Origin of the sequence: Streptomyces sp. NPDC001222 (genome assembly GCF_042896945.1) — a bacterium.
GTDB lineage: Bacteria > Actinomycetota > Actinomycetes > Streptomycetales > Streptomycetaceae > Streptomyces > Streptomyces gibsoniae.
In genome coordinates this window covers 257,772-277,179 of record NZ_JBIAXT010000006.1, presented here as the reverse complement: position 1 = coordinate 277,179, position 19,408 = coordinate 257,772, and the positions used below count along the sequence as shown (strand labels likewise).

At 71.4% G+C, this 19,408-nt stretch carries 22 protein-coding genes and 1 pseudogene; 13 read left to right on the top strand and 10 right to left on the bottom strand.

Going from position 1 to position 19,408, the window contains the following annotated elements:
* Positions 1-176 precede the first annotated feature (176 nt).
* The gene (locus ACFY2Z_RS11945; protein WP_390744033.1) at positions 177-737 is read right to left on the bottom strand and encodes a VanZ family protein; all 561 of its coding nucleotides are present in this window, start codon (positions 735-737) and stop codon (positions 177-179) included.
* A 253-nt stretch (positions 738-990) separates the two neighbouring features.
* Here ACFY2Z_RS11945 and ACFY2Z_RS11940 point away from each other — a divergent pair, with 253 nt between their 5' ends.
* Genes ACFY2Z_RS11940 through ACFY2Z_RS11915 form a run of 6 tightly spaced genes read left to right on the top strand, consistent with a single transcriptional unit; the run spans position 991 to position 4,743 of the window.
* Entirely contained in the window at positions 991-1,173 is a 183-nt protein-coding gene (locus tag ACFY2Z_RS11940; RefSeq protein ID WP_390744032.1) for a hypothetical protein, read from the top strand.
* Entirely contained in the window at positions 1,170-1,622 is a 453-nt protein-coding gene (locus ACFY2Z_RS11935; protein ID WP_390744085.1) for a monovalent cation/H+ antiporter complex subunit F, read from the top strand. The genes ACFY2Z_RS11940 and ACFY2Z_RS11935 overlap by 4 nt, the downstream gene beginning before the upstream one ends.
* Positions 1,615-1,878 carry a Na(+)/H(+) antiporter subunit B gene (locus ACFY2Z_RS11930; protein ID WP_390744031.1) on the top strand — a complete coding sequence of 88 codons (264 nt, stop codon included), beginning with the start codon at positions 1,615-1,617 and terminating at the stop codon, positions 1,876-1,878. Before ACFY2Z_RS11935 ends, ACFY2Z_RS11930 begins: the two co-directional genes overlap by 8 nt.
* Entirely contained in the window at positions 1,875-2,639 is a 765-nt protein-coding gene (locus ACFY2Z_RS11925; protein WP_390744030.1) for an MnhB domain-containing protein, read from the top strand. The genes ACFY2Z_RS11930 and ACFY2Z_RS11925 overlap by 4 nt, the downstream gene beginning before the upstream one ends.
* Entirely contained in the window at positions 2,636-2,983 is a 348-nt protein-coding gene (locus ACFY2Z_RS11920; RefSeq protein ID WP_355915840.1) for a sodium:proton antiporter, read from the top strand. Before ACFY2Z_RS11925 ends, ACFY2Z_RS11920 begins: the two co-directional genes overlap by 4 nt.
* Positions 2,983-4,743, top strand: a complete 1,761-nt coding sequence (locus ACFY2Z_RS11915) for a complex I subunit 5 family protein (protein ID WP_390744029.1) — start codon at positions 2,983-2,985, stop codon at positions 4,741-4,743. Before ACFY2Z_RS11920 ends, ACFY2Z_RS11915 begins: the two co-directional genes overlap by 1 nt.
* 25 nt (positions 4,744-4,768) lie before the next feature.
* Here ACFY2Z_RS11915 and ACFY2Z_RS11910 read toward each other — a convergent pair whose 3' ends face one another.
* Entirely contained in the window at positions 4,769-5,449 is a 681-nt protein-coding gene (locus ACFY2Z_RS11910; protein ID WP_390744028.1) for a DUF4230 domain-containing protein, read from the bottom strand.
* A 250-nt stretch (positions 5,450-5,699) separates the two neighbouring features.
* Between ACFY2Z_RS11910 and ACFY2Z_RS11905 the strand changes: the two are divergent.
* Positions 5,700-5,843, top strand: a pseudogene (locus ACFY2Z_RS11905) (ribose-phosphate pyrophosphokinase); the annotation flags it as partial.
* A gap of 154 nt (positions 5,844-5,997) precedes the next feature.
* Positions 5,998-8,376: a DUF1996 domain-containing protein gene (locus tag ACFY2Z_RS11900; RefSeq protein WP_390744027.1), complete on the top strand. Its 2,379-nt coding sequence runs from the start codon at positions 5,998-6,000 to the stop codon at positions 8,374-8,376.
* Positions 8,377-8,466: 90 nt separating this feature from the next.
* Here ACFY2Z_RS11900 and ACFY2Z_RS11895 read toward each other — a convergent pair whose 3' ends face one another.
* Together ACFY2Z_RS11895 and ACFY2Z_RS11890 are read right to left on the bottom strand one after the other, a co-directional pair.
* On the bottom strand, positions 8,467-8,853 hold the full coding sequence (locus tag ACFY2Z_RS11895; RefSeq protein ID WP_390744026.1) for an anti-sigma factor antagonist: 387 nt from the start codon (positions 8,851-8,853) through the stop codon (positions 8,467-8,469).
* Positions 8,854-8,992: 139 nt separating this feature from the next.
* On the bottom strand, positions 8,993-9,943 hold the full coding sequence (locus ACFY2Z_RS11890; protein WP_390744025.1) for an NADP-dependent oxidoreductase: 951 nt from the start codon (positions 9,941-9,943) through the stop codon (positions 8,993-8,995).
* A 71-nt stretch (positions 9,944-10,014) separates the two neighbouring features.
* Between ACFY2Z_RS11890 and ACFY2Z_RS11885 the strand changes: the two genes are divergently transcribed.
* Positions 10,015-10,962 (top strand): GlxA family transcriptional regulator, encoded by a 948-nt coding sequence (locus tag ACFY2Z_RS11885; protein WP_390744024.1) that lies wholly within the window; start codon positions 10,015-10,017, stop codon positions 10,960-10,962.
* A 12-nt stretch (positions 10,963-10,974) separates the two neighbouring features.
* Here ACFY2Z_RS11885 and ACFY2Z_RS11880 read toward each other — a convergent pair whose 3' ends face one another.
* On the bottom strand, positions 10,975-11,538 hold the full coding sequence (locus tag ACFY2Z_RS11880; protein ID WP_390744023.1) for a TetR/AcrR family transcriptional regulator: 564 nt from the start codon (positions 11,536-11,538) through the stop codon (positions 10,975-10,977).
* A complete protein-coding gene (locus ACFY2Z_RS11875; RefSeq protein WP_390744022.1) occupies positions 11,535-11,897 on the bottom strand; it encodes a DUF1304 domain-containing protein in 363 nt (120 codons plus the stop codon). The genes ACFY2Z_RS11880 and ACFY2Z_RS11875 overlap by 4 nt, the downstream gene beginning before the upstream one ends.
* A gap of 184 nt (positions 11,898-12,081) precedes the next feature.
* Between ACFY2Z_RS11875 and ACFY2Z_RS11870 the strand changes: the two genes are divergently transcribed.
* Positions 12,082-12,474, top strand: coding sequence for a VOC family protein (locus ACFY2Z_RS11870; protein WP_390744021.1), 393 nt, complete (start codon positions 12,082-12,084; stop codon positions 12,472-12,474).
* 31 nt (positions 12,475-12,505) lie between these two features.
* Here ACFY2Z_RS11870 and ACFY2Z_RS11865 read toward each other — a convergent pair whose 3' ends face one another.
* A complete protein-coding gene (locus tag ACFY2Z_RS11865) occupies positions 12,506-12,814 on the bottom strand; it encodes a DUF4235 domain-containing protein (RefSeq protein WP_390744084.1) in 309 nt (102 codons plus the stop codon).
* Between the two features lie 72 nt (positions 12,815-12,886).
* Entirely contained in the window at positions 12,887-13,897 is a 1,011-nt protein-coding gene (locus tag ACFY2Z_RS11860) for a glutathione S-transferase family protein (protein ID WP_390744020.1), read from the bottom strand.
* 244 nt (positions 13,898-14,141) lie between these two features.
* On the opposite strand from ACFY2Z_RS11860, the gene ACFY2Z_RS11855 reads away from it, so the two are divergent.
* Positions 14,142-15,086 (top strand): cation diffusion facilitator family transporter, encoded by a 945-nt coding sequence (locus ACFY2Z_RS11855; protein ID WP_390744019.1) that lies wholly within the window; start codon positions 14,142-14,144, stop codon positions 15,084-15,086.
* Positions 15,087-15,124: 38 nt separating this feature from the next.
* On the opposite strand, the gene ACFY2Z_RS11850 is transcribed toward ACFY2Z_RS11855, so the two are convergent.
* On the bottom strand, positions 15,125-15,556 hold the full coding sequence (locus ACFY2Z_RS11850) for a DUF3291 domain-containing protein (RefSeq protein ID WP_390744018.1): 432 nt from the start codon (positions 15,554-15,556) through the stop codon (positions 15,125-15,127).
* 157 nt (positions 15,557-15,713) lie between these two features.
* Here ACFY2Z_RS11850 and ACFY2Z_RS11845 point away from each other — a divergent pair, with 157 nt between their 5' ends.
* Complete coding sequence (locus ACFY2Z_RS11845; RefSeq protein ID WP_390744017.1) at positions 15,714-16,346, top strand: MerR family transcriptional regulator; 633 nt, start codon at positions 15,714-15,716, stop codon at positions 16,344-16,346.
* 178 nt (positions 16,347-16,524) lie between these two features.
* Positions 16,525-18,858, top strand: coding sequence for a SpoIIE family protein phosphatase (locus ACFY2Z_RS11840; protein ID WP_390744016.1), 2,334 nt, complete (start codon positions 16,525-16,527; stop codon positions 18,856-18,858).
* 64 nt (positions 18,859-18,922) lie between these two features.
* Here the strand turns inward: ACFY2Z_RS11840 and ACFY2Z_RS11835 are convergent, their stop codons facing one another.
* Entirely contained in the window at positions 18,923-19,369 is a 447-nt protein-coding gene (locus ACFY2Z_RS11835; protein WP_390744015.1) for a nitroreductase family deazaflavin-dependent oxidoreductase, read from the bottom strand.
* Positions 19,370-19,408 lie beyond the last annotated feature (39 nt).

The following is a 19,408-nucleotide window of genomic DNA, read 5'->3' as shown; positions in this document are numbered from 1 at the left end:
GTGCGGCCGGGAATGCCGGGCGCGCCGGAAGCGGCGTGTTGGTTCAGTTCTTGATTCAAGAGGTGAGGTAAGGGGTCGTCAAGACCTTGGTCCGGACTAATCATGTGACATCTGCTGATGGGTGCTCACGTCGAGTGTGCGTGCCCCCGCCGTAGACGTAGGGCGGATGCCGCTGGTCAGTTCTTCTTCTCCCGGTCCGTGTCGCCGCGCCGTCGCACTCGCGCGTGCACGGCGCGCCCCAGCCGTCGTCCGAGCAGCAGATAACCGAGCAGCGCGCCCGTCGTGTTGAGGATGACGTCATCGATGTCGAACGCACGGCCGGTGACGAGCGCGCCCTGAGCCAGCTCGACCAGCAGCATCACCACCGCGGTCACGATGCCCACGCGCACGATGCCCCGGGTGCCGGGCGCAAGCACCGGCAGCAGGATCCCGAACGGCACACCGAGCAGGATGTTCCCGCCGATCTGCTTGACGGCGTCGCGTGCCGCGGGCTGCTCCAGATAGGCGCGCAGTGAACGGCCCGGGTGCAGGTTGCTGTGGACCAGGGCCCGGGAGGCGGGTGACGGCTCCAGGGTCATCCGGGCCAGTGCCGCCGCGAAGGCCACCATTGCCACAAAGGCGAGCGCCATGACCAGCAGCCGGACGGGGAGCGGGAGCGGTCGCCGCTCCTTTCGCGATCCCGTGGTCCGGCTGCGGCCGACCTTCGCGGTGCGCGCGCCCGACACTGTACGTGCCATCTCACCCTCCTAAATGCAAGTTCCCTCCGGCTAGGCCCTGTTACCCCCGATGGATTCGCTGATACCCGGTCGCGCCGGGCCCGGAGGGGCGGTTGACCCGATGCGCCCCAGGTGTGCCGCAGGCGGTTTCCCGTCTCGCGGGCGGGGCACTCCGGGCAGCAGCCACCGAGCGCGCCGTCGCTTTCCGGGAGCGGCGCGGTGCTTGGATGGCATGGCGGACATTTCTGGAGGAAAAGGTGGGCGGAGGTGGAGCATGACCGCGCGTACGGCACTCGGGGCCACCCTCGAAGTGCTCGGCTGGTGGGCCGCCCTCACTCTGCTCTGGCTCGTCCTCATCAGCACCGTGTACACCCTGGAGTGGGTCGTGGGGACCTCCGCCGCACTGGTCTGCGCGATCGCGGCATGCGCCGCACGACGGGCGGTGAGCGCACGGTGAACGGCTGGACCTGGACGGCCACCGTCGCGCTCGGCGTGGGCGTCGGCACCACCGTGTGGGGCGTCGCCACCGGGCCGCTGCGCCGGCGCGTCGTCGCCCAGAACATGTCCAGCGCGGTGACCGCCCCGGGACTGCTTCTGCTCGCCCAGGGCTACGAACGCCCGGCGTACATCGATCTCGCCCTGCTCCTCGCCCTGCTCGGCCCGGTCGGCACCCTCGTCTTCGCCCGGCTGCTCGCCGACGACCTCGCCGCCGACCCGCCGCACGCCCGGACCGTCACGTTCGTCGTCGCCGGCTACGGGGCCGTGGTGGTGCTGGTCCTGTGCGCCGTCACCGGCCCCGGGCGGGCCATGGTCAAGCTGCTGGTCATCGGGGCGCTGCTGATCGGCGGCAATCTCGTGGCCTCCCGGGCGCTGTCCGGCGGATTCACGGAGAGCCGGCGTGGATGACCCGCTGATCGTCGTCGTCCTGCTGCTGGTCGCCGCCGTGGCGACCGCGGCCGTCGCCGTGCGCGACCCCGTGCGCCAGGCCCTCGTCCTGGCTCTGCTCGGCGTCTGCCTCGCCCTGCTGTTCACCGTCGCACAGGCCCCCGACGTGGGCCTGTCCCAGCTCGCCGTGGGCTCCGCGGTGACCCCGCTCCTGATCATGCTCTCGGTGCGCAAGATCAGACGCAGGCAGAAGGACGGGAAGGAGAGGGCGCGATGACCCGGCGCCTGCGCATGGTCCTGCTGGCCCTCGGCGGCACCGGCCTGGCGGCCCTGCTCGTCGCCGCGTGCCTCGGCCTGCCGGACTTCGGCGGCGACCGGCACCCCTACGGCGACCGGGCCGTGCGCGCCTCGCTCGCCCGGAACACCGCCAACACGATCGCCTCCGTCAACTTCGACCAGCGTGCCTTCGACACGCTCGGCGAGATGAGCATCCTGTTCGCCTCCGTCCTCGGCACCGTCGTGCTGCTGCGGCAGACCCGCGACGAGAAGCGCGGCCGACCGGACCCGGAGGAGGCCGCGCCCCCCGTCCGCCGGTACGCACTTGTCGTCCTGCCCGTGGCTCTGGTCTGCGGCCTCTATGTGATCGCCCATGGCCAGCTCAGCCCCGGCGGCGGCTTCCAGGGCGGAGTCGTCGCGGCGACCGCCCTGCATCTGCTCTACCTCGGCGCCGACTACCGCGCCCTGGAACGCATCCGGCCGCTCGGCCTGTTCGAGGTCGGCGACGCTCTCGCCGCATGCGCCTACCTGGTCACGGGACTCGCGGGCGTCCTCGCCGGCACGTCCTTCCTCGCCAACACCCTGCTTCCGTACGGCACCTTCAACATGCTTTCGTCCGGCGGGACGGTGCCGCTGCTCAACGCCGCCATCGGGATGGAGGTCGCCTGCGCGGTCGTCGTCCTGCTCGCCCGCTTCCTCGACCAGGCCGTCGAGATCGAGGACGGCCACGAGCACGACAAGGAGGACGACACGAAACGATGACCGTACTGCCGTACCTCGTCGCCGTGTGGATCTTTCTGACCGGCTGTTACGGCCTTGCCACCAGCCGCAACCTCATCCACGCGGTCGGCTGCCTCGCCGTCTGCCAGTCCGCCACCTATGTCCTGCTGCTGGCCGTCGGCTACCGCGCCGGCGGGACCGCGCCGGTGTACTCCGACATCAAGCCCGGCTCGCGCCCGGTCGTGGACCCGGTGGTGCAGGCCCTCACCCTCACCGATGTCGTCGTCGGTGCCACCGTCACGGCCCTGCTGCTCGCCCTCGTCATGCAGGTCTCCAAGCGCCACGGCACGGTCGACCCGGACGCACTGCGGGAGCTGCGCGGCTGATGAACCATCTGCTGCCCTTGCTGGTGGCCGCGCCGCTGCTCGGTGCCGGCCTGCTGATCGTGTGCGGGCGCCGGCTGCCGCGCCTCGCCGCCGAGAGCCTCGGCTGCGCCGTCTCGGCCGGGACCGCGGCCCTCGCGATCCTGCTGTGTCTCAACTCCTCACCGCCGCTCACCGAATGGGTCGGAGCGTGGACGCCGCACAACGGTGTGAGTGTCGGGATCGTCCTCATCGGCAACGGCCCGGGGCTCGGCCTGGCCGCGCTGGCCTCCCTGCTGACCCTGGCCGCCCTCGCTTACTCCTGGCGCTACTTCGAGGAACCGCCCCGCAGGCACGCCGGTTCCTACCCGGCCCTCATGCTGCTGTTCCAGGGCGGCATGTGCGGCTTCGCGATCACGGGCGACCTGTTCAACGCGTTCGTCTTCTTCGAGCTGATGGGCGCCGCCGCCTACGCCCTGACCGGCTACCGCGTCGAGGAGGCGAAGGCCGTCCAGGGCGCCCTGACCTTCGGTGTGATCAACTCGCTCGGCGCCTACGCCATGCTCATGGGCATCGGGCTGCTCTACGCGCGCACCGGCGAACTGTCCATGATCCATATCGGCCGGGCCCTGGACACCCACGGCGGACCGGACGCCCTGACCCTCGCCGCCTTCGTGCTCGTGCTGACCGGGCTGCTGGTGAAGGCCGCCGCCCTGCCGTTCCACTTCTGGCTGCCCGACGCGCACGCGGTCGCACCCACCCCGGTGTGCATGCTGCTGTCCGGTGTCATGGTCGAACTCGGCGCCTACGGGATATGGCGCGTCTACGGCACCGTCTTCTCCGGACCGGGCGGGATCCCGGCGGCCGACTTCGAGCGCGCGCTCACCGTGCTGGGTGTCCTGACGGGCGTGATCGGTGCCCTGATGTGCTGGTACCAGCGCCATGTGAAACGGCTGCTGGCCTGCTCGACCATCGCCCATATGGGCCTGTTCCTCGTCGGCATCGGCTCCCTGCTGCCCGACGCCGACGACGGGGTCGCGCTGTACCTCCTCGGCCACGCCGGTGCGAAGGCCGCCCTGTTCGCCTGCACCGGCCTGCTGCTGGACCGGTTCGGCTCGGTCGACGAACACGCGCTGCACGGGCGCGCCCGGCCGCTGCGCGGGGTCGCGGTGATGTTCGTGCTCGGCGGACTGGCGCTGGCCGGACTGCCACCGTTCGGCATCGCTCTCGGCAAGGCGGTCGTCGAGGAGGCGGTGGGCGGACCGCTGACCGTGGTGTACGTCCTCGTGTCAGCGGTCACGGGCGGCGCGGTGCTCCGGGTCGCCGCAGGGGTCTTCTACGGACTGGGGCGGCCGCCGCGCGTCGGGTCCGCGTACGAGACCACCGGGACCGGCGAGGAGCCCGAGACCCGGCACCGGTTGAGCCGGATCCCGGACACCATGACGGCCGTGCCCGGACTGCTGCTCGCCGGCTCGCTCGCCGTGGGAGCCGTACCGGGCTTCGCCGGGGCCGTGGCGCGCTCGGTGAACGAGGCCGGGTCCGGCGGGGCGCTCGCCACCCCGCACTGGACCGCGGCCGGTGTCCTGCTCGGGCTGGCCTCCACGGCGCTCGCCCTCGCCCTGGCGGCGCTCGCCGTCAGCCGCCCGGAACTGTTCGGCGCACGGCCGTGGACACTGCCGCTGCGGCGGCTGCAGTCCGGGCACATCGGGGACTACGTGGCCTGGTTCCTGGTGGGCACGGTCCTGCTCGGGGCGCTGGCGCTGCCCGGGATCCTGACCGGCTGACGGGCGCCCCCGCCGTGCGGACCCCTCAGGTGCCGTAGGACACCTTCACCTCCTTGAAGCCGAGGGATTTGAGCAGACCGTCCAGCATGCTGGTGGTGTTCGCCTCGGCGCGCTGGGTCAGCTCGCTGTCCTTGGCGGCGTCGCCGATGTGCCGGACCGCGAGCTGCTGCACGGCGCGTTCGCTGTTGGGATTGTCCGAGAAGAGGTCGCCGATCCGGTCCAGCAGGCCCCGCTGTTTGGAGACGGCGTAGGAGCGGTCGGCGTCGAGCGTGGGCTTGCCCAGCGCCGCGTGCGGCAGCCGGAGGGTGGCGGACGTCCGGTCGCCGTTGACCGTCACGTCCTGCTTGCCGACCTTGCCGAGGTCGACGTACGCGTCGACGGTGCCCGCGCCCACGTACAGCGTGCGGGTCCCGCGGATCGCGGACGGCAGGAACCTGGAGTCCTTCTCCAGGTCCACAACGACCTGGAAGTTGCCGGAGGCGGCCTCGTAGCGGCTCATGTCCTGGATGGACGCGAGCAGCGCGGGCCCCGACCGGTCGTGCGTGTCCGTGCCGAACAGATCACGCAGTCCCGGCAGCACACTCAGCCGCAGTCCGGCGAACAGCACCGCGAGCACCGCGACGAGGGCGATGACCGCCTTGGCCCAGCCGGGCGTCCGCCGCTGCACGGGCGTCGGCTCGGGCCTCTGCTTCGTGGACGTCGTCATGTCGACAGTCCTCCCTTCTTCTCGCCGGTTTCCCGCCATATGCCGTGCCGGAACGCGGAGTCGGGCGTTTGAAACAGCCGAAGGCCGCGGCCCTCGGTCCTGCGTACGGACGGCTTTCCGCCGACACCGTGATGGCCGTAGGGCGACTGCGCACCGCGTCTGCTCCGGGTACTGCGTCCATGGGGCTTCGTCTCATACCGGGGGACACCCGAGGGACGCCGACCCGTTTCACCGGGCGGCGCGGGGTCCGACGAACACGGTGCCGGTCGCGGTCGCGGAACGCACCGAGAAGCTGCGCGTCCTGTCCATCGCCCCCGCCCTGGCCGAGGCCGTGCGCCGCATGCACAACGGCGAGTCCGTCAGCACTCTGTTCGAAGCGACCCGGGACGAATAGGGAGGAGACGCACGTCGGCATCGCGAAGTCATATGAGCTGACTGTGAATTCGTGATGCGTTTGAACACGCCCGGGCCCGGCTGCGTACAGGGGAGGGGATTTTCGTGCCAGGCCCCACGATGTGCCAGGCTCCACGACGTGTAGGAGTACTCCCTTGAGACGCAATTCGCGCAGACGCCCGACCGGCGCACGGCGCGCGACTTTCGCAGCAGTCGCGCTGATCATGGGAGGAGGGGGACTGGTAGCGGCGAACGTCTACGCCTCGGCGAGCGAAGGCGGCTGGGGCGGTACGTCCGGCCAGAGCGGCGGCGACCAGACCCTGGCGTCGCGCACCGTCACCCTCGACTGCCCGGACGTCGGCCAGCAGTTGACCCAGACGCCGGCCAAGGCGAAGCAGCAGGTCGACACGGATCTGGCCACCCTCGACAAGCAGATCACCGACGCGTACGAACGGCTTGCCTCGACGCGCCAGGCGCAGACGGACGACGGGAGCTACGTCCAGAACGCGATCCTCGGCCCGCTCAAGGACAAGCGCGCCGCGGTGATCGACCGGATCAAGGCCGACTACCAGCAGGCGGGTGCCACCGCTCCCGGCGCGATCGACGGCATGGCCCCGTGCACCGGGGTCCCCGCCGACCAGGGACAGCCTCCGGCCGGCGGGCAGAGTGGCACCGGCCAGGACGGCACCGGTCAGAACGGCGGCGACCAGAGTGGCACGGGCCAGAACGGCACCGGGCAGAACGGCACCGGGCAGAACGGCAGCGGCCAGAACGGTCAGCAGCAGGGCAACGGTGGGCAGGCCGCCAGCGGCCCCGTCGCCTCTGACTTCGTGGACATCCGAAGCGTGCAGCCGAACGCCCAGAAGCCCGCTCAGCAGGGCGGCGCCTCGACCGGCGCCTTCGTCACCAAGTGCGGTGTCAACGCCAACGGCGACCACAACACGGACAACGTGATCGTGGCGCCGGGCGTCAAGAACGGCGCTCACCATCTGCACGACTACGTCGGCAACCAGTCGAACGACGCCTTCGCCACCAACGACACGTTCGCGGCGGCCCAGACGAGCTGCGAGAACCAGCAGGACAAGTCCTCGTACTACTGGCCGGTGCTGCGAGTGCAGGACGGCACGCAGGACTTCGACCAGAACAACGACGGCGGCGGCAAGGAAGGCAACATCGGCAAGATCCTGGTGGCCAAGAAGGCCCAGATCACGTTCGTCGGCAGCCCGACGAGCAAGGTCGTCGCGATGCCGAGGTTCCTGCGGATCATCACCGGTGACGCCAAGGCGTTCACCAACGGTCCGGCGAACGCCAACTCCCACTGGAGCTGCACCGGTTTCGAGGACCGCCAGCTGACCGACAAGTACCCGATCTGCCCCTCCGGGAGCAGCGTGGTGCGTTCGTTCGCCTTCCAGAGCTGCTGGGACGGTCAGAACATCGACAGCGCCAACCACCGCACCCATGTCGCCTTCGCCGATGCCAACGGCAACTGTCAGAACGGCTTCAAGGCGATCCCGCAGCTCACGATGCGCCTGGTGTACGACGTTCCGCCGCCGGTCATCGAGAACGGCCAGGTGAAGAACCCCTACGCGGTGGACGGCTTCCCCGAGCAGCTGCACAAGCCGGTCACCGACCACGACGACTTCATCAACGTCATGACCGACGAGCTGATGGGCCAGGTCGTCGACTGCATCAACAACGGCCGCCAGTGCGGCGGCGGGGCCGGTGACTCGTCGCAGAACACGCCACCGCCCTCCGCCCCTTCGTCCGGTGGCAACACGGGTTCCGGTCAGGGTTCCTCGTCCGGTGGCAACACGGGTTCCGGTCAGGGTTCCTCGTCCGGTGGCAACGCGGGTTCGGGTCAGGGTTCTTCGTCGGGCGGTAACGCGGGTTCGGGTCAGGGTTCTTCGTCGGGCGGTAACGCGGGTTCGGGTCAGGGTTCTTCGTCGGGCGGTAACGCGGGTTCGGGTCAGGGCTCCTCGTCCGGTGGCAACTCGGGTTCGGGTCAGGGTTCTTCGTCGGGCGGCAACGCGGGTTCGGGTCAGGGCTCCTCGTCCGGCGGCAACTCGGGTGCGGGTGCCGGTTCCTCGGCGGGCGGCAACGCGGGTTCGGGGTCCTCGGCCGGTGACCACTCCGGGGCCGGGGCCGGGTCCGGCGGCGGCCAGACGGCGCAGCCGACGACAGGCACCACGGGAACCTCGGGTGCCGGTACGGGGTCGGGCGGTGGCCAGGCTGGTGGCATCCCGCGGGTCTTCGCATCGGCCTCGGCGGCCCATGGTGAGACGTCCGCCGCGCCGCAGGGCACCTCGGACGACAGCCACAGCGGGTCGGGCGCCGCGCAGCCCTCGGCGGCCGCGCAGCCTTCCGCCGCGGGCGGGTACGCCCCGACCGCCCCGCCGCAGACCGAGCCCCAGGCGGTCACGGGCGGACTGGCCGAGACCGGTGCCAACCTGTGGCCGGCCGCGGGCGGAGCGGTGCTCGTCATCGCGGGTCTGGTGCTGCTGCGCCGCATCGCACGCAGGCCCGTCCGGTACTGATCACGGACGGCACATGAAGGGGCGGGACCCGTCGACGGGTCCCGCCCCTTCACTCGTCCCGGACCGGACGCCTTCCGCGCCCCCACCGGATCAGTTGATCTCCAACGTCCCGGTGACCTCCGACCGGCCGAGCACCTCGTCCAGCGACGCCGCCGGCGGCAGCACCTCGGCGAGCCGGGTGAGGTGCAGAATGCGCAGCGTCAGCGGATGGGTGCAGACGAGGTGCAGCGCGCCGCCCTGTGCGAGCACCCGGCGTCGGGCGCGGAAGAGCAGACGCAGCCCCGAGCAGTCGAAGAACTCCACCGGTCGAAGGTCGATGACGACCTTCGGTGCCCGGCGGCCCGTCGCGGCGTCCAGGAACGGGGTGATCTCGAGTGCCGCGGCGACATCGATCTCACCGTGGAACTCGATCACCAGATGACCGCGGTCCCGGTGGATGCGCAGGGACCGGGGGAGCGGTGCGGGGCCGTGCTGCACGTCGACATCGCCTCCACCGGCTCCTGGGCAGGAGTGGACCCAAGTGCATTGTTCACTCTGCAAGTTACCTCGATGGAGCGAATTTCAGCATGTTCGGTTGACATATGTCTTCCCTATTGGGCGTGCAGCTGAGGAGCCGTCAGTCAACCAGCAGGACCAGCTTGCCCGTGGTCCGGCCGGCGTCGCCGATCTCGTGCGCCTTGGCGGCCTCGGCCAGCGGGAACGTCCCGGCGATGGTGGCCCGCAGCCTGCCCTCCTCGACGAGCCCGGCGATGGCCCGCATCCCGTGGTGGTCGGCGTCGACGAGCATCTCGGTCGCGCGCACCCCCAACTTCTCGGCCGCCACGGGCAGTTCCTTCGATCCCGCGGGCAGGATGGTGACCAGGATTCCGCCCGGGCGCAGGGTGTGCAGCGAGCGCTGGACGTAGTCACCGCCGATCGTGTCGAGGACGACGTCGACGTCCCGCGCCGCCTCCGCGAAGTCCGTCTCCCGGTAGTCGATCAGCTCGTCCGCGCCCAGTTCCCGCAGGAAGTCGTGCTTGCCCGCGCTGGCCGTTCCGATGACATGCGCGCCGCGCGCCTTGGCGATCTGCACGGCCACATGTCCGACGCCGCCGGCGGCCGCGTGGATCAGCACCCGCTGGCCCGGCCGCAGGTCCGCCGTCTCGACCAGGGCCTGCCAGGCGGTCAGCGAGACCAGCGGAAGCGCGCCGGCCTGGGTGTGGTCGATGACCGAGGGCTTGTGGACGAGGGCGCGCGCCGGGACGGTGACGTACTCGGCGTGCGAACCGTGGCCGTAGGGGTAGGGCAGCATGCCGAAGACCTCGTCCCCGGGCTTGAAGAGGGCGACGCCGAGTCCGGTCTCCTCGATCACGCCGGAGACGTCCCAGCCGAGGACGAACGGCGGCTCGCCGAGGAATCCGCCGGTGGCGCGGTGCTTCCAGTCGGTCGGGTTGACCCCGGCCGCGCGTACCCGGACCAGCACCTCGTTGGGTCGCGGAGAGGGGCGCTCCAGCCGGACTTCCCTGAGGACCTCGGGACCGCCGAGGACGTCCTGACCGATGGCGCGCATCGTGTTCACAGTGCTCATGGTGTCCCAGCGTGCCGGTGCGCGCCCGCCGGGGAAATGGCATGATTGCCAAGCTTCGATAGAATCCTGCCATGCGGCATGTGGAACGAGTCGTGGTCCTGGCGCTCGACGGCGTCTACCCCTTCGAGCTGGGCATCCCCAGCCGGATCTTCGGCGCGGCCGACGGGCGCTACGAGGTGCTGACCTGTTCGGTCGACGGGCGGCCGGTGCGCAGCAACGCGGACTTCTCGATCACCGTGGAGCACGGGCCGGAGGTTCTGGCCACGGCCGACACCGTCGTGGTCGCGTCCGTCGCGCCCTCGTACATCACCCCGGACCTCCCGGAGGACGTCGCCGCGGCTCTCGCGCGAATCCGTCCGGACGCCCGTATCGTCTCGATCTGCACGGCGGCCTTCGTGCTCGCGGCGGCCGGCCTGCTCGACGGCCGGAAGGCGACCACCCACTGGCAGGTCGTCGACCAGTTCCGCCGGAGCTTCCCGCAGGTCGACCTCGACCCGGACGTGCTCTTCGTCGACGACGGACGGCTCCTCACCTCCGCCGGAGCCGCCTCCGGGATCGATGTCTGTCTGCACATCGTGCGCACGGACCACGGCAGCGCGCTGGCCAACGCGGTGGCCCGGCGGTGTGTGGTGCCGCCGTTCCGGGACGGCGGGCAGGCGCAGTACATCGAGCAGCCGATTCCCCAGCAGGGGGCGGCGAGCACGGCCGCGGCCCGCGCCTGGGCCCTCGAACACCTCGATGAGCCGCTCGCGCTGGCCGATCTGGCCCGGCGCGCCGGGATGAGCCTGCGCACCTTCGCCCGCCGCTTCCAGGAGGAGGTGGGCCTGAGCCCCGGCCGCTGGCTCATCCAGCAGCGGGTCGCCCGCGCCCGTCATCTGCTGGAGTCGACCGATCTGTCGGTGGATCAGATCGCCGGCGAGGTCGGCTTCGCCACGGGGGCCTCGCTGCGCCAGCATCTGCACGCGGCGATCGGTGTCTCCCCGCAGGCGTACCGCCGCACCTTCCAGGCGGCCCGCTGAGGAAGGTGCCGCTCACCGGCTGCGATGCAGGGCGACCAGCAACTGCCAGGACTGGTCGGCGATCTGACGCGGCGTCGCCTCGATCAGGTCGTGCAGCCAGTCCGCCAGCACGCCCGCGAAGGAGGCGGCCACCGCGGACGCCACCAGGGGCGCGTCCGCGGCACCCGCGAGTTCACGCTCGGCGAGGCTGCGGGCGCGCAGATCCCGATGCAGGACACGGCCGAGCGGGCCGCCGCCGCCCGGCGTGAGCAGCGTCCGGTAGAGGGCGGCGTGCGGGGCGAGCCCGGCGAAGAAGTCATGGAGTGCCGCCGGGGCGTGTACCGGGTCCGGTCGGCCGCGCCAGGCGTGCAGCGCGTCCACGGCCTCCCGTACGACATCGGCGCAGGCGTCGACGGCCAGTGCCTCCAGGTCCGCGTAGTGCACATAGAACGTGGCACGTCCGACCCCGGCCCGGCGCACCAGGGCGGCGACGCCGATCTCCTCCAGCGGGCGCTCGGCGCACTCCCGCAGCAGGGCCTCCCGTAGTCGTGCACGGGTGCGGGAGGCCCGGGGGTCCGCCGGCTCCGCCGCGGTCATCGCGCCACGAGCACGGCGGCCAGAGCGAGCGCACCGGGCAGCGCCTGGGCGACCAGGATCCGCCGGTTGGCGGTGACGGCCCCGAACACGCCCGCGATCACCACGCAGGCCAGGAAGAACACCTGTACCCGGAATCCGGTCGGGTCACCGGCCACGAGCCCCCACACCAGACCGGCCGCCAGAAACCCGTTGTACAGGCCCTGGTTGGCGGCCATCGGCGCGGTGGCACTCGCCATCTCCGGCGCGAACCCGTGCAGCCCGCGCCCGGGCTTCTTCTCCCAGAGGAACATCTCCATCACAAGGATGTACGCATGCAGCAGGGCCACGAGCCCCACCAGCACGTTCGCCACGATCTCCATCGACGACCGACCCCACCCCGAAGACAACTCACATGGACAGGTGTCCAGCATACCTGGACAGGTGTCTTGGAATTACCCGGACGTCTCCGGGCAGTGCGGCCCGGGCCGACTGAATGCGCAGGAGGGGGATATCCGGAGAGGGATACGGGCGGGGTCGCCCGCCCTGGGCACATAGGGAGGAAGCATGTCACCGGTCGTGGCGGGCGTCGTGGTCCTGGACTGCGCCGAGCCCGAGAAGCTCGCCGTGTTCTATCAGCAACTGCTCGGCGCCGAGGAGACCGACGCCACCGCGAACCGGGTGGAGATACGGAGCCCGGACGGGCTGCGGCTGGCGTTCCGCCGCGACGCGAACGCCACCCCGCCGAGCTGGCCCCGCCCCGAGAACTCCCTCCAGGTCCATCTGGACTTCATGGTCGACGACCTGGACGAGGCCGAGCGCAGGGTGGTCGGCCTGGGCGGCCGTCCGCTGGAGGCCAAGGACGCGGCGGGGCCGTTCGAGGAACGCGGCTACGCCGATCCCGCCGGGCACTCCTTCACCCTCTGTCTGACGAGGGCCACGGCGCCGAAGCGGGGCTGAGACGGCGCGTGGCCGCGCGGCGGCGCGGGACTCAGTCCCGGCCGCCCTTCGTCGTGGCCGGCCACGAACCCGTGGACCGCTCGATCGCCTTCGCCCCCGCGCGGTCCGCCACGCTGCGGGCCACGGCGAAGAGCGCGCCCTGGACGGCCGCCGCGAGCACTATCTCGCCCCAACCGCGGTCCTTGTCCAGTGCGTCGGGTGCGTTGTCCTCGTGTCGGATCGCCTTCCACGTCCGGCGGAAGGCGACCCCCGCGAGGGCACCGCTCGCCCAGCCGAGAGCGAACCCGACCGGCTTGTAGACCAGCGGGAGGCCGGCCTTCCCCTTCTTGCCCTTGGACACGTTCTCCTCCTTCGTCGTGTGCGTGGCCTTCGCCGCGCTCCTCTGTTCGTCCACCCGCTCCCCGGAGCGCTCTCAGGGCCGCCCGGAGACGGGGACCTCCTCGCCCGGCCGCACCGGTCGGGGCGGTGTCCCGTCCCCGAACGGGCGCCCGCCCAGCTGCTCCCGGCCGTGCGCCGAGAGCCAGCCGGCCAGCTCCGGTCCGAGCGGCACGATGCCGGTCGGGTTGATCCCCGTGTGGACCTCGTAGTAGTGCCGCTTGATGTGGTCGAAGTCGACGGTGTCCCCGAACCCGGGTGTCTGGAACAGGTCGCGGGCATACGCCCACAGCACCGGCTCCTCCGCCAGCTTCCACCGGTTGCACTTGAAGTGGCCGTGGTAGACGGGGTCGAAACGTACGAGCGTGGTGAACAGCCGGATGTCGGCCTCGGTGATCGTGTCGCCGACCAGGTACCGCTGCCCGGCCAGACGCTTCGACAGCCACTCCAGCCGGTGGAACACCGCGGTGCACGCCTCCTCGTATCCCTTCTGGTCGGTGGCGAACCCGGCCCGGTAAACCCCGTTGTTGAGGTCCTCGTACACGCCGTCCATCACGTCGTCGATCTCGTCGCGCAGCCGCTCGGGGTAGAGGTCGGGAGCCCCCTCGCGGTGCAGTGCCGTCCACTCGGTGGCCAGATCGAGGGTGATCCGCTGGAAGTCGTTGGTGACCAGTTGCCCGCTCGGCACGTCCACGATCGCGGGCACACTGACGCCGCCCGGATAGCCGGTCTCCCGGGCGTCGTAGGCCTCGCTGAGGAAGCGGATGCCGAGAACGGGGTCGCGGCCGTCGGCGTCGAGGCTGAACCGCCAGCTGCGGTCGTCCTGGATCGGATCGACGATGCCCATCGACAGCGCGTCCTCCAGGCCGAGCAGCCGCCGGGAGATCACGGCACGGCTCGCCCAGGGACAGGCCCGGCTGGCCACCAGTCGATAGCGGCTTTCCGTCACCGGCCAGCCGTCGCGCCCGTCCGCCGTGATCCGGTCGGCGAAATGGCTTCTGGACCGCTGGAACTTCTTCTTGCCGTATGCGCTGTTGCCGTCGCTCATTCCCCGCCTCCTGACGCGGGCGTTCGCCCGCACGGTGGTTGGGTTCCCCCTTTGTCCCCCGATTTACGTCCCGGCGCCGTGTGAGGTCGGTCGACGGGGGCAGTCGGGCGAGGTGAGCGGGACATCATCCGACGCGGACGAGCGGGAAGGGCCACGGACGGTGGAGGAGCCTCCGGACGGCGATGCGCCGAAACACAGGCCTGCGCGGCACGGCGGGGACTCGGACGGCAGGACACGTGTCACGGTGCTCGTGGCGCTCGGCGCGAACCTGCTGATCGCGGTGGCCAAGTCGGTCGGCGGACTGTTCGCGGGTTCGCCCGCGCTGTTGTCGGAGGCCGCGCACTCCGTCGCCGACAGTCTGAACGAGATCTTCCTGCTGGCCGCGCTGCACCGCAGCCGTCGCCCGGCCGACCGACGCCATCCCTTCGGCTACGGCAAGGAGCGGTTCTTCTGGTCGCTGCTCGCGGCCGTCGGCATTTTCGTGATGGGCGGCTGCTTCTCCTTCTTCCAGGGGCTCGAAGCCCTCAAGGGTGGCGCGAAGGAGTCGCACAGCGGCTATGTGGCCGGGTTCGCCGTGCTCGGGGTCGCGCTGCTGTCGGAGGGCGCCTCGCTGGTGCGGGCCCTGCACCAGGTGCACCGTCAGCAGGGCACGACCGCGCAGCGACTGCGCGACCCCGCGTTGCGCACGGTGCTCGCCGAGGACAGCACGGCGGTGCTCGGCGTGCTGCTCGCGATCGCCGGCATGTCGCTGCACATGGTCACCGGGAGCGTCGTGTGGGAGGCGTCCGCCTCGGTCGCCATCGGCGCCCTGCTCGTCTACGTCGCCTACCGGCTCGGCCGGGACGCCCGGGACCAGCTGATCGGCCAGGCCGCCGATCCGGAGCTCAGCGAGCGGATCCGCGCCCTGCTGACGGCACAGCCCGAGATCGACAGCGTGGAGGCGCTGCTCACCATGCAGCTCGGCCTCGGTTCCCTCCTGGTGGCCGCGCGTGTCGACCTGGTTCCCGGGCTGGACAGTGAGGAGGTCGAGGAGGCCGCGGTACGCATCAAACGCTCGGTCGCGCACACCGTCCCGGAGGCCGACCAGATCTTCCTCGACATCACGGACGCTCCGACCCGTGCGGCGGAGCGGCAGGCCCGCGGCGGTGCGGCGGGCCCCGCCGCCGCGAGGGAGTACGGCGGGAACTGACGGACGAGTGCCCGGCCGGTGGCCACCGCGAGGCGCGGTCAGACGGCTGTGGCGGGCCCGCCGGCGGTCTGTGCGTCGCGGCGTTCCTGCTCGGCCAGCCGACGCCGGGCGTCCGCCCAGTCGAGGGGCAGTTCCGCGGCCGGTACCTGCCAGAACGTGAAGACCGAGCGGCTCATCGTGGAGCGCAGACCGGCCATGACCGACCGGTGCGGCTCGGCCTTGGCATACGCGTACACGGCCTGCTCGCTCTCCCATGCCGACAGCGTCCAGAACGTGCGTTTGAACGGCTGGGCGACCAGCGAGACGCCGTACGCGCCCGGCGCGCTGCGGGCCTGCTTCCACGCCGCGAGCGACTTGAGGAAGAACCGCGGTACGTCGGCGAGTGAACGGACCTCCAGCCGGGAGGCCATCACGACGGCCTCGGCGTCCGACGGGGGATTGCCGACGGTGGTCCAGGGGAGTGTGGGCACGGCACGTCCTTCTTCCGGCGGGGAGTCGAGGGCACCGCGGTGCACGGAGACCGAAAGGGGCGCACCGCGGGCGGGCATGATCGGAGGCCCCATTGGATACCTCCACTATCCATGTTAGACAGTGAAGGTATCCAATGACCAGAGTGGAGCCGCCCCGATGCGTCTGTCCGAACTGAGCCGCCGCAGTGGCGTCTCCGTCACGACGATCAAGTACTACCTTCGTGAGGGCCTGCTCCCGCCCGGCCGTCAACTGTCCGCGACCCAGGCCGAGTACGACGAGGACCATCTGCGCCGGCTCCGTCTGATCCGCGCGCTCACCGGCCCGAGGGGCCTGTCCGTCAGCATCACCCGGGACCTCCTGGGCGCCCTGGAGGAGCACACCGGGGACATCCATGTGCTGCTGGGTCTCGCTCTCGGCGCGATCGGCCCGGCCGGGGAGCCGGGCGGCGACGCCCCGGCGGGCTCCCCCGAGCGGGGCGAGGTCGACCGGCTGGTGGACGAGTTGGGCTGGGCGGTCCACGCGGGTGCGCCGGCCAGGACCACCCTCGCCGAGACCCTGGCCTCGCTGCGTGGCCTCGGCGTCCCGCTCGACTGGCGTGCCCTGCTGCCGTACGCGCGGCTGGCGGAGCGGACCGCGGCGCTCGACTTCGACCAACTGGAGGGGATCGACGACTCGTTGGAGGTCATGGAACGCGCGCTGCTGCTGACCGTCCTGCTGGAGCCCGCGCTGCTCGCGCTGCGGCGCCTGGCCCAGGAGAACGAGTCGGCCCGCCGGCACGCCGGCGCCTGAACCGGGGCTCCGGCTGCCGCGTTCGACCCGGGGGGTCCGGCTCCCGTGCCGCACCCGGCGCACGCTCGCCCGGGGGCCACCGTCCGCCGTACCGGCCGCGGCACCCGGACCGTGCGACCGCCGTCCCCGCCGCCGGGCCGGGTTGAGGCAAAGTCCCCGATGGATCATTCTGGATCATATGGAAGAAGTCGCCGCCGCGGCGATCGTCGACGCCCGGGGCACGGTGACGGGATGGACCGAGGGCGCGCGGCGGCTGACGGGATACGCGGCCGAGGAGGTCGTGGGTCGCGCGGCGCAGGACCTGCTCGCCGAGGACGTGTCCCCGCCCGTGCTGACCGCGCTCACCGGCACCGTCGTCCTGCGGCACCGGGACGGTGGTTCCTTCCCCCTGCGCGTCAGCGCGTACCCGGTGCTCGGCGCGGACGGCGAGCCGCAGGGCTTCGTGGTGACCACGACGCCCGAGGCGGCGGAGTCGCTGGTGGTGGCCCTGGCGTATCAGCAGGCACCGGTCGCGATGTCCGTGTACGACACACAGCTGCGCTTTCTGCGCGCCAACGACAGGGCCGCCGAGCTCCTGGAGGCGGAGGCGGACACGCTGGCGGGACAGCGCTTCGCCGACCTCCTGTCCGAGGACGACGAGTCCGGCTGGCGCTTCAACCGCTCGTTGCGCCAGGTCGTCGAAACCGGGCGCCCCGTGCACTACGAGAACCACACCCGTCCCTCGACGCAGCACCATGAGCATGCCTGGACCATCGACATGTGGCCGGTGCAGGACGCCGCCGGCGAGGTGACCGCGGTCGCCGCGGCGGCCGTCGACGAGACCGAACAGTACTCGGCCCGCCGACGCCTGATGCTGCTGAACGAGGCCGCGGTCGCCATCGGCACCACGCTGGACGTGCCGCGCACCGCCGAAGAGCTGCTGGAGGTGGTGGTCCCGCCGTTCGCCGACTTCGCCAGCGTGGATCTGCTGGGCTGGGTCCTCGGCCAGGACGAACGTCCCACGGAACGTGACGACCCGGTCATGCGCCGGATCGCCCACCGGTCCGTCACCGAGGGGACACCCGAGGCCGCGGTCAGGCTGGGAGACGAGGACATCTATCTGCCGCACTCGCCTCCCGCACGCGCGCTGCGCGAGTGCCGGGCCGTGCTCCGCCGGGCGGGCGAAGCCGACTTCGACCGCTGGGTGCAGGAGCGCAACGCACGGGACGTCGGCGACCCCGCGGCCCGGAACGGCGCTCACTCCCTGATGGCCGTCCCGATCATGGCCCGCGACACGATCCTGGGCGTCGCGGTGTTCGTGCGCATCCGCAACCCGGACCCCTACGTGGCCGACGACACCGTCTTCGCCGAGGAGCTGGTCAGCCGGGCGGCCGTCTGCATCGACAACGCCCGCCGCTTCGCCCGTGAGCGGTCGACCACCCTGGCACTCCAGCACAGCCTGCTCCCGCGTGCCCTGCCCGGACCGGTCGGTCTCGAGGTGGCCCACCGCTATGTCCCGTCCGGGTCGACGGCCGGATTCGGCGGGGACTGGTTCGATGTGATCCAGCTGTCCGGCAGTCGGGTCGCCCTGGTCGTGGGAGACGTGGTCGGCCACGGCATCGGGTCAACGGCAACCATGGGCCGCCTGCGCACCGCCGTCCGCACCCTCGCCGACGTCGACCTCGCGCCCGACGAACTCCTCACCCATCTCGACGACCTGGTCTCCCACCTCGCGTCGGAGGGAGCCGGTGGCGAGGTCGCCGAACTCGGCGCCACCTGCCTGTACGCCATCTACGATCCCGTCTCGCGCCGCCTGGACCTGGCCGCGGCGGGACACCCCGCCCCGGCCGTCCTGCAGCCCGACGGCAGCGCACACCTCGTCACCATGTCGGCCGGCCCGCCCCTGGGCGTCGGCGGCCTGCCCTTCGAGTGCCTTCGACTGGAGCTGCCGGAGGGCTCGCTGATCGCCCTCTACACCAACGGGCTGATCAGGGGCCACAGGCGTGATCTGGACTGCGGCACCAACGCACTGTGCCATGCGCTGGAGGTGCCGAAGGACTCCCTCGACACCCTGTGCGACGCGGTGCTGAAGGCGGTGCTCCCCGACGAGCCCGGCGACGACGTGGCCCTGCTGTTGGCGCGCACCCGGGCCCTGGGTGCCGACCGGGTGGCCACCTGGGACGTCCCCACGGACCCGGCGTATGTGGCCACCGCACGGCAGAACGCCGTCGACCGGCTGGCCGAATGGGGCCTGGAGGAGGCCGCGTTCGTCACGGAGCTGGTGGTCAGCGAGCTGGTGACCAACGCGATCCGGTACGGCGGATCGCCCATCCGGCTGCGGCTGATCCGTGACCGTTCACTGATCTGCGAGGTCTTCGACGGCAGTTCCACCTCGCCGCATCTGCGCCGGGCACACGCCTTCGACGAGGGCGGCCGAGGTCTGCTGCTGGTCGCCCAGCTCACCCAGCGCTGGGGCAGCCGGCAGACCGACCAGGGCAAGACGATCTGGGCCGAACAGACCCTTCCCGACTGAAGTCCCCGCGACACACGGACGGGCCGCACGGCGAGAGCGCCGCGCGGCCCGCCACTGCCTGAACTCACTTCCCGGTGGGCTCCAGCACGAAGAGGGGGATCTCCCGGTCCGTCTTCTTCTGGTAGTCGGCGTACGGCGGGTAGGCGGCCACGGCTCGCTCCCACCACTGCGCCTTCTCGTCTCCCGTGACCTCACGGGCCGTCATCTCCTGGCGCACCGGCCCGTCCTGGAGCTCCACCGTGGGGTGCTCCGTCACGTTGTAGTACCAGACCGGGTGCTTGGGCGCGCCGCCCAGCGAGGCCACCGCGGCGTACCGGCCGTCGTGCTCCACGCGCATCAGCGGAGTCTTGCGGATCTTGCCGCTCCTGGCCCCGAGGGTCGTGAGGATGATCACCGGCATCCCCGTGTCCTGGAGGGTGGTGCCCTCGGTGCCACCGGAACGCTCGTACAGATCCACCTGTTCGCGCACCCACTGCGTCGGGCTGGGTTCGTACTCGCCCTCAAGAGGCATGTCATCCGTCCCATCGTCGCGTACGACTGTTGTCGCGTC